We start from the raw sequence: 15,934 nt of genomic DNA, 5'->3' as shown, positions 1-15,934 counted from the left end.
TTATTTCAATTTGTCGCTGAAATTTGCTTGCGTAATTGCATGATCAGCATGAGCATTTAGCATCCAGTTTCAGAATTTTCCTATAGCGAGAATCCAATGCCAATCAAGCTAGATGCTATCGATCGCCGCATCTTGAGCGCCCTGCAGAGAGATGGTCGCCTGCAAAATCAGGAGCTTGCCAAGCAGGTCGGGCTTTCCCCATCGCCATGCCTGCGTAGGGTCCGCCTGCTGGAGGAATCTGGCGTGATTGAACGCTACGTGGCGCTGGTGGACCCGGCGAAAGTGGCGCTAGGGCTGACTTTGTTCGTCCGGGTTTGGCTCAAGCGCCAGGACCAGGCCACCACCGATGAGTTCATCAACGCCGTCCGCCAGTTACCGCAAGTGGTGGAGTGCCACGTGATGGCAGGCGATTGTGATCTCATGCTTAGAGTAGTGGCAGCAGACCTGGAGGCTTATCGACGCTTCCAGATCGCTCATTTGACAAGCCTGGACGTGGTGCAAAATGTCAAAACCGAGGTTCCAATGGAAAAGATCAAGCTCACTACCGAACTGCCGGTGTAAGTTGTGGCCTCGATTTTATTGCGGGCGTTTTGAGCCGATGCCGACAAGGTCCGCGAGCCACCGAAGCCGGCAGCCCGCGTTATTTGATAACGCGTTGGAAAGTAATTAACGCATAAGCCAGCCACCTGCCACATCCAGCACCTGGCCAGTGATAAATGCGCTATCTGGCGCACTCAGATAGCACGCCGCGTCGGCGACCTCACACGGCTGCCCCAGCCTGAGCAACGGCGTATCGGCGATCACTGCTTCATTGGCTGCGGAGGCAACCGTCTTCAACAGAGGGGTTTCGATGCGCCCAGGTGCCAGAGCATTGGCCGTGATGCCATAGGCACCGAGTTCTCCGGCCAGGTGTCGGGTAAAGCCAATGATGGCCGCCTTGGTAGCGCTGTAGTGTGCTGCGACCAAAGGTAGGTACGCACTGCCTGCCACCGAGGACATGTTGATGATGCGGCCGAAGCGTTGCTCGACCATCGAGGGCGAAAGCAAACGTGACAGGTTGAACGCGCCGTTCAGATTTACCGCAACCACCTGCTGCCATTCCGTTGGGCTCATCTGCCAGATCGGGGCAGGCTTGCCCTCATGCTTTGGGGAAATTCCCGCATTGTTGATGAGCGTATCCACGCGACCGATTTCCTCAGCCAGCAGCGCACAGGCATGCTGGCATTGTTCAAAGTCGCCAACATCTGCAGCTTGCCAGGCAACGTGGAAGCCCTGGGCGCGCAGTGCTTCACCTTGTGCTTGCACGGCTTGCGGGTTGAGGTCGAGTAGCGCAACGCGGGCACCTTCTTCGCAATAGCGTTGTGCGATAGCCGCGCCGATACCGCTTGCCGCGCCTGAAACCAGAACATTTCTACCGCTGTGACGTCCTGCAATCATGGGTTTATCTCCAACATTATCTTGCCGATGTGACGACTGGTCTCCATCAGCGCATGAGCTTGTGCGGCCTGATACAGAGGGAAAGTAGAGTGAATAACCGGCAGGCAGAGACCGGAATCGAGCAGAGGCCAGACGTGGACCTGCAAAGCGTCGGCGATCGCCTCCTTCTCTGCTTTGGGTCGGGCGCGAAGTGTCGAGCCGGTAAACGTCAGGCGCTTGAGCATGATCGGCATGACGTTCAGGTCCACCTGGCTGCCTTCGAGGAAGGCGATTTGCACAAGCCGGCCTTCCACGGCCAGCGCATCGATATTTCGTTGCAGGTAGCTACCCCCGACCATATCGAGGATCAGGTTGACCCCCTTGCCTGCGGTTTCGGCGTCGATCACCTCGACGAAGTCTTCTTCGTGGTAGTTGATGACCCTGCTGGCGCCTGCGCTACGACAGGCCTGTAACCAACGGGAACCCGCAGGCAATGCGCGGCCGGTGCACAACAGTACTCGGCATAACCGCCCCCCGGCGTGAGTGCACAGACGTGCGTGCCAACCTGCACGTTCTGTACGCCAGCGCCGACAGCCACGACTTCACCGGAGACTTCCAGGCCCAGGTAAGGTGAAGCATCAACAGGGGGCGGATAGCTGCCGGAGCGTTGCAAAATGTCCGGGCGATTCACGCCGGCATACGCAACCCGGATCAGCACTTCGTCAGCGGCCGGGGTCGGGATGTCAGCCTCGGTCAGATGCAGGCAAGCAGCACTGCCTCCTGGGCGGTGTTCAATCAACAGCATCTTCTGCTCCATAGTCTGCCGCTCCTTCATAGCCCCAGGTACGCCCGCTTGACATGGGGATTCTCCAGCAGTTCTTGCCCTGTGCCTGTCAGGGTGATGCTGCCGTTCTCCAGCACGTAGCCGCGATGAGCGACACGCAGGGTATGGACGATGTTCTGCTCGACGATCAGTACCGTGGTACCCAGCGCGAGGATCTTGTCGATGATGCCGAACACTTGGGAAACCAGCAGCGGCGACAATCCCAGAGACGGCTCGTCGAAAATCAGCAATTTGGGATCAGACATCAGCCCGCGTGCGATGGCGACCATCTGTTGCTCACCACCCGATAGTGAACCGGCATGTTGCTCCAATCGCTCACGTACCCGCGGGAACAGCTCCAGCACTTGTTCCAGGCGTTGCTTGACCGCAGGCCGAGCGGCCTTTTTATAGGCTCCCATCAGCAGGTTGTCGCGTACGCTGATGAACGGGAACAACTGGCGCCCTTCGGGAATCAGCGTGACGCCGGCAGCGACAATCTCGTCAGGGGCACACCCGTCGAGGCGGCGGCCTTCGAATTCGACCGTGCCGAGAGAGGGGCGGATCAGGCCGCAGAGGCTGCGAAGTGTTGTGGTCTTGCCGGCTCCATTCGCGCCTACCAAGGTCACCACTTCACCCGCCTTGACCTCGAGAGAGACGCCTCGCAGGACCTCCGTATTGCCATAGCCAGCATGGATGTTTTCAAGCCGCAGCATGGTCGTACTCCTTGCCCAGATAAGCTTCGATGACTTGCGGATTGGTCACCACAGCTTGTGGTTCGCCATCCATCAGTACCGCGCCGGTACTGATCACCACGATGCGGTCGGACAAGGTCATGGTTGCCTGCATGATGTGCTCGATCATCAGCACACTGACCCCCGTGTCACGCACACGGCGGATGATCTCGATGGCCTTGCCGACATCGGTGGGGTTCAGGCCCGCCATGACTTCATCCAGCAGTAGGACGCGCGGGCGCGTGGCCAACGCACGGGCCATTTCCAGGCGTTTCATGCCACCGACCGTGAGGTTGCGTGCGCGGGTGTCGAGCAGTGGGCCAAGGTCGGTGAGGGCGGCAACCTTGGTGGCGATCTGCCGGGCTTCGACGGGGTCGCGGGTGTGCATGAATGCGCCGAGCATGATGTTCTCGCACACGCTCAGGTCAGCGAACGGCTGCACGATCTGGAACGTACGGCCAATGCCGGCCACGGCGAACTGCGCAGGGCTGGACGGCGTTACCCACTGACCGGCTGCCGTGCGTACCTTCACCTGGCCCGAGGAGGGCTGGATAAATCCCGAGAGTTGGTTGAACACGGTGGTCTTGCCGGCACCGTTGGGGCCGATCACACCCACGATCTCACCCTCGTTGAGGGTCAGCGACACGTCGTTGGTCGCGTGCAACCCGCCGAAAAACTTGTGCAGGTTTTCCGCGACCAGAATCGGTTGGCCCGTATGCTTCGACGGCTGGGATACCGGGCGTGCTGCGGCTGGCGGCACGGTGTTGGGCTTGCCGCCAGGTAGCCGGTCCACCCACGCACTGACCCTCTGCCCGAAGCGCCCTACCAGGCCTTGTGGAATTGTCAGGACAAAGGCTACCAGCACCAGTCCATAGACAAGCCCGTGTACGCCGCTGCCGGCGTCGCCTAGCCAGCCACGTGCAAGCTCTGCCAGCGGCAACACGATCAGGGTACCGATCAGAGGCCCCGACAAGGTCCCAAGGCCTCCAATCAGGGCGAACATGGCGATCTGGATGGACAGCTCCAGCGAGAACATGGCACCAGGCTCGATGAAGGTCAGGTACATGGCGTGGAAGCTTCCGATCAGGCTGGTCAGCGCCGCGGACAACGCCACGGCGATCAGTTTGACCTTGACTGCGTTGACGCCCACGGCCTGGGCTGCGTCCTCGCGCTCGCGTACAGCGATCAGGTAATAGCCCAGGCGCGAATGCTTGATTTTCCACGAAACCAGCAAGGTGATTGCAAGGAAACCGAATGCGATCAACAGGTAAGGCCAACGTGCGCGGAACAGCATCCACTCCGCCCCCAGCTTCAGAGGCACGGCCAGGCCCGCAGCGCCGCCGGTGAGATCATGCTGATTGATGACCAGCAGGCGCACTACCTCCAGTACAGCAATGGTCGCTAAGGCGAAGAAAGGCCCACGCAGTCGGAAGCAGGGCCAGCTGATAACTACGGCCAGCACGGTGGACACGACCGCGCCCACAAGCATGCCGAGCCACGGGCTCATGCCGAGGTGCAGCAGCAGGAGGGTGCTGACGTAGGCGCCGGTGCCATAGAACACCGCATGGCCCAGGGACAGCTGGCCTGCGAAGCCGCCGACGATGTTCCAGGCACTGGCCAGTGCTGCATAGCTGCAGATCAGGATGAACAGGTGGAAGACAAAGTTCGAGCCCGCCGAGAACGGGATGATCAGCAACAGCGACAGCGCTGCAAAGCTGAGGTAGATGCGCGGATGAAGAAAGTTCATCGGTTAGCTCCTATTCTGAGCCACGCCCGGCACCGAACAGACCGGTGGGGCGGAAAATGAGAATCGCCAGGAAAATCAGGAAGTACACGACTTCCTTGAGGTCAGGGGCGATGTAATAGCCAGCCAGGCTGTCGACGACGCCGATCAGCAACGAACCAACCAAGGCACCGGAGAGGCTGCCAAGTCCACCTAGCACCACGATGACGAACGCGGTGAGGACGAAGAAGGTGCCGAAGGTCGGAAACACCGGGTACTGCGGCGCGATCATCGCCGCCGCCAGCCCCAGGCAGGCGCAGCCCAGGCCAAAGGCGAAGATGTAGATGCGGTTTACGTTCACCCCCATGAGCAACGCGGCATTGCGGTGCTGTGCCGTGGCGCGCACGGCGCGCCCCAGGAAGGTGTTGTGCAGGAACCAGTGCAGGCCGCCGACCAGTGCCAGCGAAACCATGAACGTCAGTAACTGGCCGGTGTTAGCCCGCAGCGGGCCGACGGCCAAACTGCCGGCCCCCACACCGCTCGGATTGCTCACGGTGAGCACATCGGCACCGAATACCATCAGCGCAGCGTTCATCAGGGCGATCGACACCCCAACCGTGGCGAAGATCTGAATGTGCCCTTCGGCGGCCAATAGGGGTTGGATGATGAAGCGCTGCATGCCCGCGCCCAGCACAAACAGCAGCGCCACTGCAGGAATGACCGTGGCGTAGGGGTGCAGGCCGAAATGCACGTTCATCAGGTACACCGCGTACATGCCGATCATCAGGAACTCGCCATGGGCGAAGTTGACCACCCGGACGATGCCAAAAATCAGCGTCAGACCGATGCTGATGATGGCGAGCGTGCCACCCAGCAACACACCGTTCAGCAGAAGTTGCAGGAAGATATCCATGAAAGGTCCTCATGCGCAGGCGGCGCGCCACAAGCACGACGCGGGCCTGCGTACAGCGTGTGGGTCAGGGCTGGCTGGCCAGAGTGGCCTGGGCAACGGCGGCGGCTTGGGGATAGACGGTTTTAAGCACGCCCTGCTGCCACTGCATGATGGTGGTTTGTGCGCGCTCGTTCTGGCCATTGGCAGCGAACTTCGCACCGATGTTCGCGGCGGTCTGACCGATCGGAATGTCGATCGTCTTTACCGCTTCGCGGATGTCTTCGGCATCGAGCGATTTGGCGCTGGCCATGGCATCGAGGAATACCTTGGCGCCGACATAGTTGATCAGGCTGTGGCCTGAGCGCGGCTCGCTGCCGTAGCGTGCGCGATAGGCTTCGGCGAAGGCAGCGATGCCCGGTGCACCGGCCTCGTTGGTCTGGAACTGCGGGAAATCGACGTCCAGTACGCCTTCGATGTTCTGCGCGCCGACCACCTTGACGGTGTCCTGCATGGAATAGCCTCCACCGGCACCGATGATGGCCTTAGGCGCAAAGCCGGCTTCACGGATCTGTCGGAAGAACAGGGTGGTGTCGTTCTGGTAGGAGGTTTGCAACACAACATCGGCGCCAGCGCCTTTGAGGCGCAGGATAAGTGACGAAAGGTCGACGGCTTTGGCGGAGTAGGGCAGCACCTCCACCACTTGCAAGCCTTCCTTGGCCGCCAACTCTTTCTGGAAGTTGGCGATGGTCGTGCCGTACAGCGCGTCTTCATGAATGATCGCAATCTTCAGGCTCTTGGCATCAACCTTCAGTTGAGGAGCGACCAGTTGGGTGATGGCGGTGATGGTGCCTTCGGCGAAATTACGAGCGGTGGGGTTGCTGCGATAAACGTTTTGAAGCCCACGATCGGTGATGTTGTCGGCCACGGCTCCGAGCTCGAAATAAGGAATGCCGGCCAGCTCGGTCACTTGCGTGGCGGCGAAAGACAATGCCGAGGAGTAACTGCCGAACACCGCAGCGACGTTGTCGCTGGAGGTAAGCCGGCGAGCGGCGCTGACCGCTTGCGCGGCATCCACTGCATCGGCCTTGATCAGCTTGATTCGCTCACCGTTGAGGCCGCCAGCGGCATTGCGCTGCTCCACGGCCAATTCGACCCCGCGAAAACTCTCATCGCCCAGCAGTGCGAGGGCTCCGCTGAGTGGGTAGAGGGCACCTATTGGCACATCGGCATGTGCGGTGAGCGAGACTGACAGGGTAAGGGCAGCAAGGCCATTGATGGCCCAGGGCATGATTTTCATTGTGTTGCCTCCTGGTGTATCAGCCATGCCGCATGGATTTGAACCGGTTCAATTACAGGGTCAAAAAAAACGCCTGGCAAGGCGTGGGCTGCGTGGCTGTGGTCTTATTGTTGATTCAGGACGACTTTGTTCATAAATGAACCGGTTCATTTTTAAGTCTGGTGATACACTGCTGTCAAGCAGGAGTTACCACCACCATGACAAAAAACGACAAACCAAAACTGCGCGACGTGGCACGTCTGGCCGGCGTTTCACTGGGCAGTGCTTCTCGTGCCTTGTCCAACCCGGACCAGGTCAAACCAAGCACGCTTGCCAAGGTCGATGCGGCTGTACGGCAGCTGCAGTATGTGATGGACGGCGCTGCGCGAGCCCTCGCATTACGGCGTACCTTCAGTGTCGCTGCGATCTTCCCCACATTGAACAACCCGATCTACGCTGACTCGATCCAGGCGCTGCAGCAGCGGCTCAATACAAGTGGCTACCAACTGATCATTGCCTCGCACGAGTACGATCGTGAGCGAGAGCTTTCCAGTGTGCGTAACTTTATCGAAAGAGGTGTGGAAGGGATTTTCCTGGTGGGCACAGACCATGATCCTGCGGTGTTCGAACTGTTGCAGCGATCACAGCGCCCCTACGTCCTGATGTGGTCGGTGGATGATTGCCGTGAACACTGCGCGGTGGGCTTCAGCAATGTGCGGGGAGGCGAGTTGATCGCGGACCATGTGCTTGCGCTAGGCCACCGGGACGTTGCAATTCTCACCGGACAGCGCCAGTACAACGAGCGTGCCAGGTATCGAATCGAAGGGGTGCGTAAACGCTTTGCGCAGATGGGGCTCGATATTCCTGAAAACCGGATCATCGAACAGCCATTCAGCCTTGACGGCGGACGCGCCGGTTTCGAGCAGGTGTTTGCCATGCAACCGCGACCGACTGCGCTGGTTTGCACCACAGACCTGCTGGCGCTGGGGGCCTGCGAGCAAGCTAAACGTCGGGGAGTCTGCGTGCCGACGCAGATGACCATCACCGGCTTCGACGACATCAGTTTCAGCGCGATTGCATCGCCCTCATTGACCTCGATCAGGATCCCGATTTTCGAAATCGGGCAACTCAGCGCCGACATGATGATTGCGCAGGTCGAAGGTATCCAGATTGAGCGGGTTGTCGAACTGGACATTTCACTGGTCACGCGCGAAAGCAGCGCGAGTCCAAGTGTTGATCTGCCAAACCGTAAATAGCGCTTGAACTGAGGCACTCACCTTGGACAAAGAAAACTACGCGCAGATGCTTGCTTTTTTGTGGGCCTATGAGCATCGGAGCTTCTCGGCCGCTGCTCGGGCCAATGACCTGTCGCCATCAGCGATCAGCAAACTTGTCACTCGCTTGGAAGATCGCCTTTCAGTACGCCTGTTTCAGCGCGGGAGCCGAGCCTTGACGCTAACCGAGGAGGGGGCGGTCTACCTGACCAGTGCCCGTGCGGTCATGGACGCCATGGCGGAAGCCGACTCCCTCGCCGAGCTTTTTCCTGGCCGGCTAAGCGGAAGTTTGCGCATCCATACGATGGCGACGTTCGCCAAGCATCAGATCATACCTTGGCTGCCAGACTTCCTGGCTGATCATCCGGATCTCTCGGTGACCATCGAGGTGGGCGCGCAGTATGTTGATCAGTTCGATCACGGCCTGGATGTTGCCATTCACAGTGGTGTATTGCCTGATTCATCGCGCGTTGCCAGACGTATTGGTGAGGCCCAATGGATTACCTGCGCTGCTCCTTCCTACCTGGAGAAGCGTAGTCGGCCGCAAACGCCTGCCGACCTGCTCGAACACGATTGCTTCCACTTCGCGTTCAACAGCCCCTGGAACATCTGGAGCTACGAGCACGCTGGCGAGACAACGATCGTTCCCATCAAGCCCCGTTCGACATTCACACAAGGGGACTTGCTGCGCTCGCTCGCGTTGAATGGTGGCGGCATTGTTCGACTCGCCGATTTCCATATCGGTAAGGACCTGAGAGCCGGGCGATTGCTGCCGGTGCTGGAGTCTTATCAAAGCCGCATCGCGCAGCCGATTTATCTGATCTACCCAAACCGCAAGAATGTCAGTCCCCGTATCAGGGCCTTTATCAAGGCGATGGAGCAGCATATCGCGCTGAATCCCTGGACGATCCAGCCTCCAGCAAAGGCGAAGCGTTAACAAAAAAGGGGGAGAACCCTGCCTGTCATACTTGCGGTCCTGTGAACTCAGGGAAAACCCCCTTTGCCGTGGAGTCACAACTCGCCTGCGACCTGTTCGATTAAGGTGTCGTCAGTGCCCCGGATAGCATTTCGTAGCTGCCGGACGCGACTGTCCAGACACTCTGTCAATCGGAATAGGCTATGAACAAGAACTACATTGCTGGCCAGTGGGTCGAGGGTGCGAGTATCAATCGCAATATCAACCCATCGGATATCACCGATATCGTCGGCGAATACGCTAGGGCCGATACCCGCCAGGCTGAGCTGGCCGTAGAGGCTGCGCATGATGCGCAACCCACCTGGGCCCGGATGAGCGCTGAACAGCGTGGCGATGCCTTAGACCGGATCGGCTCCGAGATACTCGCACGCAAAGAAGAACTCGGCTTGCTGCTTTCACGGGAGGAGGGCAAGACGCTAGTAGAGGGCGTCGGCGAGGTGGTCCGCGCCGGCAGGGTGTTCAAGTTTTTCGCGGGCGAAGCTCTGCGTCTGTCGGGCGAACGCCTCGCAAATATTCGTCCGGATGTCGAAGCCGAAGTACGGCGCGAGCCTGAAGGCGTAGTGGGCATCATCACTCCTTGGAATTTCCCCATTGCCATCCCCGCCTGGAAAATTGCGCCGGCATTGGCATATGGCAATGCGGTGGTGTTCAAACCGGCAGACCTGGTACCCGCTAGCGCCTGGGCCCTTGCGGAGATCATAAGCCGCGCAGGTCAGCTCCCGGCAGGTGTTTTCAACCTGGTCATGGGCCCAGGCTCCCAGGTTGGCAATGTGTTCGCCAAGCATCCCAAGGTCAGGGCGTTGTCGTTCACCGGGTCAACCCAGACTGGGCGTTCCATCGGCCTCGAATGTATGGCGCGGGGTGCCAAGGTTCAGCTTGAGATGGGCGGTAAGAATCCACTGGTAGTGCTCAACGATGCCAGCCTCGAGCAGGCTGTCGAAGTGGCGGTGCAAGGCGCGTTTTTCTCGACAGGCCAGCGTTGTACTGCCTCAAGTCGCTTCATCGTCGAAGACGCCATTCATGATCGTTTCGTAGCTGCTGTCGTCGAGCGGCTGGCGATGCTGAATATCGACAACGCCACCAAAGCAGGTACGGACATTGGTCCCGTCGTCTGCGAAAGCCAACTGCAGCAGGACTGCGATTACATCGATATTGCCACCCGCGAGGGCGGGCGTCTGGTTTTCGGTGGCGAACGTGTAGTGCGAGCAACTCAGGGCTACTACCTGAACCCGGCACTGATCGTCGACACCGAAAATCATATGCGGATCAACCGCGAGGAAGTGTTCGGGCCAGTCGCCAGTGTGGTTCGCGCCCGGGATTACGATGATGCCCTGCGCCTGGCCAACGATACCGAGTTCGGCTTGTCGTCCGGCATTTGCACCACTTCGCTCAAGCACGCCAGCGACTTCAAGGCACGCTCCACGGCCGGCATGGTGATGGTCAATGTGCCAACGGCGGGGGTCGATTACAACGCTCCTTTCGGCGGGCGCAAAGGCTCCAGCTATGGTGCACGGGAGCAAGGCCCGTTCGCCCGTGAGTTCTATACCGCCATCAAGACCACCTATACACAGGCCTGAGCTCCATGCGCGAACCATCGAATACTCAAAAAATCACCGGAAATACACGGCTCTTTGCCATCGTCGCCGACCCCATTGTGCATGTGAAAACACCAGAAGACATGAACGCACTCATGCGGTCCTGGGGGCATGACAGGGTGATGGTGCCCATTCATGTCGACGAGACTCAGCTTGCTACCGCGGTCGATGGCCTGCGGGCCCTGCAGAATCTGGACGGGTTTGTGGTCACGGTCCCACACAAGAGCGCCATCGTGCCGTTGTGCGACAGCTTGTCACCGGCGGCTCGCCAAGTGGGCGCGGTAAATGTCGTACGTCGGGATGCCGAAGGGCGGCTGCATGGTGACATCCTCGACGGAGTCGGGTTTGTCGCCGGCCTGCGCAACGCGGCGATCGAGCCTGCCGGCAAGACGGTTTATCTCGCTGGGGCCGGTGGCGCCGCGCAAGCGATCGCCTTTGCCCTGGCTGAGGCCGGCGTGGCACTGCTGACAATTGCCAACCGCACCGAGGCCAAAGCACAGCAACTGGTGACCCGCCTCGCGGGATTTTTCCCAGATGTATCTTTCAAGCTGGGGGGCAGGGACCCTTCTGGGCACGACCTGGTGGTGAACGCTACCTCGATGGGACTGCGCGATAGCGATGATTATCCGTGCGAGGTTCAGCGCCTGACCCCGGAGCAAACCGTGGCGGAAATCATCATGCAGCCTGAACATACCCCCTTGCTGGTTGCGGCTGCCGAGCGCGGCTGTCGGGTCCATCCGGGGCGGCCAATGCTGCAGTCCCAGATCGCGCTCATGGCCGCGGCGATGGGAGCAACCCATGAATAACTACGACTATGTCATCGTCGGTGGCGGCACCGCCGGTTGCATCCTGGCCAACCGCCTGACTGCATCAGGCAAACACAGTGTGCTGGTGCTGGAAGCAGGCGGGGAGCCCAATGGCCGTTGGATCCCGATTCCGGCTGGGTTCAGCAAACTGATGGTGGACAAACGTTTCAACTGGGACTTCAAGACCAAACCTGAAGCCGGCACCTACAATCGTGAAATCGCTGTGCCCCGCGGGCGAGGCCTGGGTGGTTCGACGTTGATCAATGGCATGATCTACGTGCGCGGCCAACCAGGCGACTATGACGCATGGGCAGAATCAGGCGCCAAGGGTTGGAACTTCGAAACACTCAAACCTTACTTCAGAAAGATCGAGAATTATGCATCGGGGGATGAGACGCGTGGGCACCAGGGCCCCATGCACATCCACCAGGTCAGCGAGCGTTTCACGCTGTCCACCGCTTTCCTGGAAGCAGCTGCGCAGGATGGTCATCCTCACAATGCTGACTACAACGGCCGGGATCAGACCGGTTTTGGCTACTACCAAGTGGCGCAAAAAGATGGGCGGCGCTGGAGTGTAGTCGACGGCTACCTCAAACCGGCCAGGTCACGGGCAAATCTGCACATCGTCCTCCATGCGCATGTACTGCGGGTCGACGTGCAGGGGAAACGCTGCACGGGCGTAACCTATGTACACAATGGTGAGCAAGTCAGCATCAAAGCCAATGCTGAAGTCATTCTTTGCGCCGGTGCCATCCAGTCTCCGCAGTTGCTGGAATTGTCCGGCATTGGCCAGCCGCAGGTGCTGCTCGCCGCTGGTGTACCACTCAAGCACGAGCTACGCGGGGTCGGGGAGAACTACATCGACCACTTTGCTACCCGCATGAACTGGCGCATGAAGAACGTCGTGACCTTGAATGAGCTGGCACGTGGCTGGCGGCTGGGGCTGGCAGTGACCGAATACTTTACCCGGCGAACCGGCATCCTGACGCTGGGAACCGGCCTGGTGCATGGGTTCATCAAGACCGACCCAGGCTTGCCTACGCCGGATATCCAGTATTTCTTCGTGCACGCCAGCTATGCCAATGCTGCGAATCGGATATTGGACAAGCATCCTGGCATGACCATCGGGGTCAGCCAACTGCGGCCCAAGTCGATTGGTTCGGTGCATATTGAAAGCAGTGACCGAAACGCGATGCCGGCCATTCGTCCCAACATGCTGGCTGCAGACGAAGACCAGCGCTGTATTGTCGAGGGCATGAAGATCGCGCGTCGGATCGTCATGCAGCCAGCCATGGCCCGCTTCGTCGAGGAGGAAACCAGCCCTGGGCTGCAGGCGCAGTCAGATGAACAATGGCTGGAGTTTGCCCGCAAGACAGGGCAGACCATCTACCACCCTCTGGGCACCTGTCGGATGGGCGAAGACGCAAGCGCAGTCGTCGACTCGCGACTTAGGGTGCATGGCTTGCAGGGGCTGCGAGTGGTCGACGCCTCGGTGATGCCTTCCATGGTTTCAGGGAATATCCAGGGCGCGGTAATGGCTGTGGCGGAGCGGGCGGCGGATCTGATCCTTGAGGACTATCTGCCCTAGTTCCCGTGCCAAATGGCAGGCGTAACGCAAGGAGCCTGCCAAGTTGCCGTGCCGCACAGGCAAAGCGGGTTTGCTCTGGGCAGCGATGCTCTGTGCATGCCTGTCGGCATAAGCTTGAACACACTCGTTTCCACGCACCAGGCGTGCTGAGTGAGAGGTTCATGCACCCTCGTGCATGAGCGGGCCAGGAAGCCAATAAATAACAATAATCAAATATCGGAGCTTTCTAATGGAACTTCGCAGCGACCCTCAATCCGCTGTTGGCCTTTCTACAAAAAAAATACAGGGCGCCGGCGCTGTCTCCTGGGGCGCGATGCTGCTGCTCTGGCTGGTGTATGCGCTGGACGCCAATTCACGGCACCTGTTTTTCATGGTGTTGCCTTCAATCACCAGCGAGTTCAAAACCAGCGCTGAAATGGCCGGGTTACTGGCGGCGGTCATCACCATCTCGACATCGTTGCTCGCTGTGCCACTGATGGTATGGGTGGATAAAGGTGGTCATGGCTGGCGGCGCAAATATCGGCATTTGCCTATCGTATTCGCCTATACGCTGTTCACGTTCCTGACGGGCTTCAACTTCCTCACCGCTTCATTGGGCGTGCTGGTGTGCTTGCAGATCCTTTCCCATGCTTTTGGCGGGGTGGGCGAGGCCGTGGAGGTCACCTCCCTGGCCGAGTGGTGGTCCAAGGAGCGTCGCGGCTTCGCGCTCGGTCTTCACCACACGGGTTACCCGTGGGGCACGTTGATTGGTGGTGTGGCGATCAGTGCGCTATTGAACGCCTACGGCCCGGAAAACTGGCGCTATGCGTTCTTGCTGTTCCCGATTCCCATGATCATCGTATTCACCTTGTACTGGAAGTTCAGCACGGCAGCGCGCTATCGAAAATTTACGGCGCATGTCGCCGCCGTTGGTGAAACCGCACCGAGTCTGAGCGATACACCTGCAATCCCGCAAAAAGGTGTGCTTAAGGACGTCCTGCGAAACCCCAATATCAGCGTCATTGCCCTGATCTCGATGTTCGCAATAGTCGGCTACTTCGGCATCAGCTTCTGGTTGCCGCAATACCTCGCGTTCGTTGCGCATTACAACTTTGCCCAAGCCGCAGCGTACTCTGTGCTCTTCACTATCACGGGTGGGATCGGCCAGATCCTGTGGGGATGGCTATCGGATCGAATCGGTCGAAAGTTGAGCCTGGTGATCGTCTTTCTCTGGCTGGGCGTGGGCATGTATCTGTTCCGCTATACCTCGGTCAGCCTCGGGTGGCTGATCGGCGTGCAGTTGTTTGCCGGTTTCGCCATGAATGCGCCCTACACCTTGCTGTATGCGATCGCATTCGACTCAGCCAAACCCGGCACGACTGGCTTGGCAGGCTCGGTGGTTAACGCAGGCATTTACGCGGGTGGTTTCGGCCCGCTGCTGATTGGTTTGTTCATTGGGGCCGGAGGCGGTTTCGAGCAGTCCGCAGGTTATCACCTTGCCCTGGTGTTCATCTCAGCGCTGATGTTCGTGGCGGCACTGTTGACGGCACTGTTCACCCGGGAAACGGCGGGTTGGTTCAAGCGTTATGACCGGTCGCTGGTCAGCCGCAGCGCGTGCAACATGAGTTGAGACGCTCCCTATTCTGATTGATGGTCACAACAACAAACGAGAACAATCATGTCCGATAAAAAAGTACCTCACGTACGTGAACTGCTTAAAGACGCTCCGCGCAATTGGGGTAAGTGGGGCGCTGACGATGAAGTCGGCTGTCTGAACTACCTCACTGCCAAGGAAGCCTTGGAGGGTGTCAGCCAAGTCCGGCAGGGGAAGACCTTTACCCTGCAGGTTCGTATTGGCGATGAGAAGGGCGATCCGGTTTGGCCAGGACGTACTCCGGCGCGGCGTATGAACATCATGGATCGCGGGCACTACAACTGTGGAAAAGGACCGCATTTCCCAGGTTGCTACGAGTATGCTGACGATGTGATGTTTTTCCATCTGCAGGGCTCAACGCAATATGACGCCCTTGGCCACGTGTGGTACGACGATCAGATCTGGAACGGCTACGATGCAGACACCACCATCGGCGGGCTGGCGAAGGCCAGCGTCGCACCGATTGGGGAAAAGGGCGTCGTGGGGCGTGGGATTCTCATCGACATGGCGCGCTTTCGCGACAAGCAGGTGTTGGCACCAGGGGAAACCTTCAATCACGAGGATTTGATGAACGCCGCTGCCGCTCAAGGCGTCAAGATCCAGAAACGCGACATTCTGCTCATTCGTACAGGATGGATCGGTTCGTTCTACTATCGCGACAGCGAAGAGTTCTACAAAGACTTCATCGAACCGGGACTGACCTATAGCCCGGAGCTTGTGCAATGGTTCCAGGACATGGAAATTCCCAACATCGTGACTGACACCATTGCCAACGAAGTAACCGTCGACCCGGTTTCCGGCGTCGCGTTGCCACTGCATAACGCATTGATGCGTAATCTTGGTATTACCCTGACAGAGATTGCGCAGTTGGATCCGCTTGCCGCCGACTGTGCCGAAGATGGGCAATGGACTTTCTTGTACACCGCTGCGCCGCTGAAGGTAGTAGGGGGGACTGGCGCACCGGTCAATCCGATCGTAATCAAGTAGCCTGCGTTGGGGCGCCATAATGGCGCCCTCGCGCTAGAGTCATCTATGCGCAGAACGCAATGCTGAGTGCGACTCGCGCGGGGTTAAGGAAACTCCGAACAAGTTGCCCATCAGCCGGAAATGGACGGCTTGGGCATGCCGAAAAGCCCGATTTTCACCCGCTGATTATTGGATAACCAAGGCACAGCCTTGGTTTTCTGCCCTCACGGGCGCA

13 protein-coding genes and 2 pseudogenes are annotated in these 15,934 nt (G+C 59.1%); 9 read left to right on the top strand and 6 right to left on the bottom strand.

From position 1 onward, the window contains the following. Positions 1–96 precede the first annotated feature (96 nt). Both L6D80_RS30570 and L6D80_RS28180 read left to right on the top strand, forming a co-directional pair. A pseudogene (locus L6D80_RS30570) lies at positions 97–240 on the top strand (Lrp/AsnC family transcriptional regulator); the annotation flags it as partial. Positions 241–243: 3 nt separating this feature from the next. Next, on the top strand, positions 244–561 hold the full coding sequence (locus L6D80_RS28180) for an Lrp/AsnC family transcriptional regulator (protein WP_236183091.1): 318 nt from the start codon (positions 244–246) through the stop codon (positions 559–561). 105 nt (positions 562–666) lie between these two features. On the opposite strand, the gene L6D80_RS28175 is transcribed toward L6D80_RS28180, so the two are convergent. From L6D80_RS28175 to L6D80_RS28145, 6 genes and pseudogenes are all read right to left on the bottom strand, one after another. After that, complete coding sequence (locus tag L6D80_RS28175; protein ID WP_009684898.1) at positions 667–1,437, bottom strand: SDR family oxidoreductase; 771 nt, start codon at positions 1,435–1,437, stop codon at positions 667–669. Beyond that, positions 1,434–2,251: pseudogene (locus tag L6D80_RS30430) on the bottom strand (NAD(P)H-quinone oxidoreductase). Before L6D80_RS30430 ends, L6D80_RS28175 begins: the two are co-directional and overlap by 4 nt. Continuing rightward, positions 2,248–2,952, bottom strand: coding sequence for an ABC transporter ATP-binding protein (locus L6D80_RS28160; RefSeq protein ID WP_009684901.1), 705 nt, complete (start codon positions 2,950–2,952; stop codon positions 2,248–2,250). Before L6D80_RS28160 ends, L6D80_RS30430 begins: the two are co-directional and overlap by 4 nt. Beyond that, positions 2,939–4,717 carry a branched-chain amino acid ABC transporter ATP-binding protein/permease gene (locus L6D80_RS28155; protein WP_009684902.1) on the bottom strand — a complete coding sequence of 593 codons (1,779 nt, stop codon included), beginning with the start codon at positions 4,715–4,717 and terminating at the stop codon, positions 2,939–2,941. The genes L6D80_RS28160 and L6D80_RS28155 overlap by 14 nt, the downstream gene beginning before the upstream one ends. A gap of 10 nt (positions 4,718–4,727) precedes the next feature. After that, a complete protein-coding gene (locus L6D80_RS28150) occupies positions 4,728–5,606 on the bottom strand; it encodes a branched-chain amino acid ABC transporter permease (RefSeq protein WP_009684903.1) in 879 nt (292 codons plus the stop codon). 64 nt (positions 5,607–5,670) lie between these two features. After that, on the bottom strand, positions 5,671–6,882 hold the full coding sequence (locus L6D80_RS28145) for an ABC transporter substrate-binding protein (protein ID WP_009684904.1): 1,212 nt from the start codon (positions 6,880–6,882) through the stop codon (positions 5,671–5,673). Between the two features lie 197 nt (positions 6,883–7,079). On the opposite strand from L6D80_RS28145, the gene L6D80_RS28140 reads away from it, so the two are divergent. The 7 genes from L6D80_RS28140 to L6D80_RS28110 all read left to right on the top strand — a co-directional run bounded on the left by L6D80_RS28140 (position 7,080) and on the right by L6D80_RS28110 (position 15,720). Next, positions 7,080–8,117, top strand: a complete 1,038-nt coding sequence (locus L6D80_RS28140) for a LacI family DNA-binding transcriptional regulator (protein ID WP_016486890.1) — start codon at positions 7,080–7,082, stop codon at positions 8,115–8,117. A 46-nt stretch (positions 8,118–8,163) separates the two neighbouring features. After that, a complete protein-coding gene (locus tag L6D80_RS28135) occupies positions 8,164–9,072 on the top strand; it encodes a LysR family transcriptional regulator (protein WP_009684906.1) in 909 nt (302 codons plus the stop codon). A 182-nt stretch (positions 9,073–9,254) separates the two neighbouring features. After that, a complete protein-coding gene (locus L6D80_RS28130) occupies positions 9,255–10,688 on the top strand; it encodes an aldehyde dehydrogenase family protein (protein ID WP_009684907.1) in 1,434 nt (477 codons plus the stop codon). Positions 10,689–10,693: 5 nt separating this feature from the next. Then, the gene (locus L6D80_RS28125) at positions 10,694–11,512 is read left to right on the top strand and encodes a shikimate dehydrogenase family protein (RefSeq protein ID WP_016486891.1); all 819 of its coding nucleotides are present in this window, start codon (positions 10,694–10,696) and stop codon (positions 11,510–11,512) included. Continuing rightward, a complete protein-coding gene (locus tag L6D80_RS28120) occupies positions 11,505–13,100 on the top strand; it encodes a GMC family oxidoreductase (RefSeq protein WP_009684909.1) in 1,596 nt (531 codons plus the stop codon). Before L6D80_RS28125 ends, L6D80_RS28120 begins: the two co-directional genes overlap by 8 nt. A gap of 229 nt (positions 13,101–13,329) precedes the next feature. Continuing rightward, on the top strand, positions 13,330–14,709 hold the full coding sequence (locus L6D80_RS28115) for an MFS transporter (protein WP_052960499.1): 1,380 nt from the start codon (positions 13,330–13,332) through the stop codon (positions 14,707–14,709). 48 nt (positions 14,710–14,757) lie between these two features. Further along, a complete protein-coding gene (locus L6D80_RS28110; RefSeq protein WP_016486894.1) occupies positions 14,758–15,720 on the top strand; it encodes a cyclase family protein in 963 nt (320 codons plus the stop codon). Positions 15,721–15,934 lie beyond the last annotated feature (214 nt).

The sequence above is a fragment of the Pseudomonas ceruminis genome (assembly GCF_021602025.1).
Classification (GTDB): domain Bacteria; phylum Pseudomonadota; class Gammaproteobacteria; order Pseudomonadales; family Pseudomonadaceae; genus Aquipseudomonas; species Aquipseudomonas ceruminis.
This window is presented reverse-complemented; position numbering and strand designations above follow the sequence as displayed.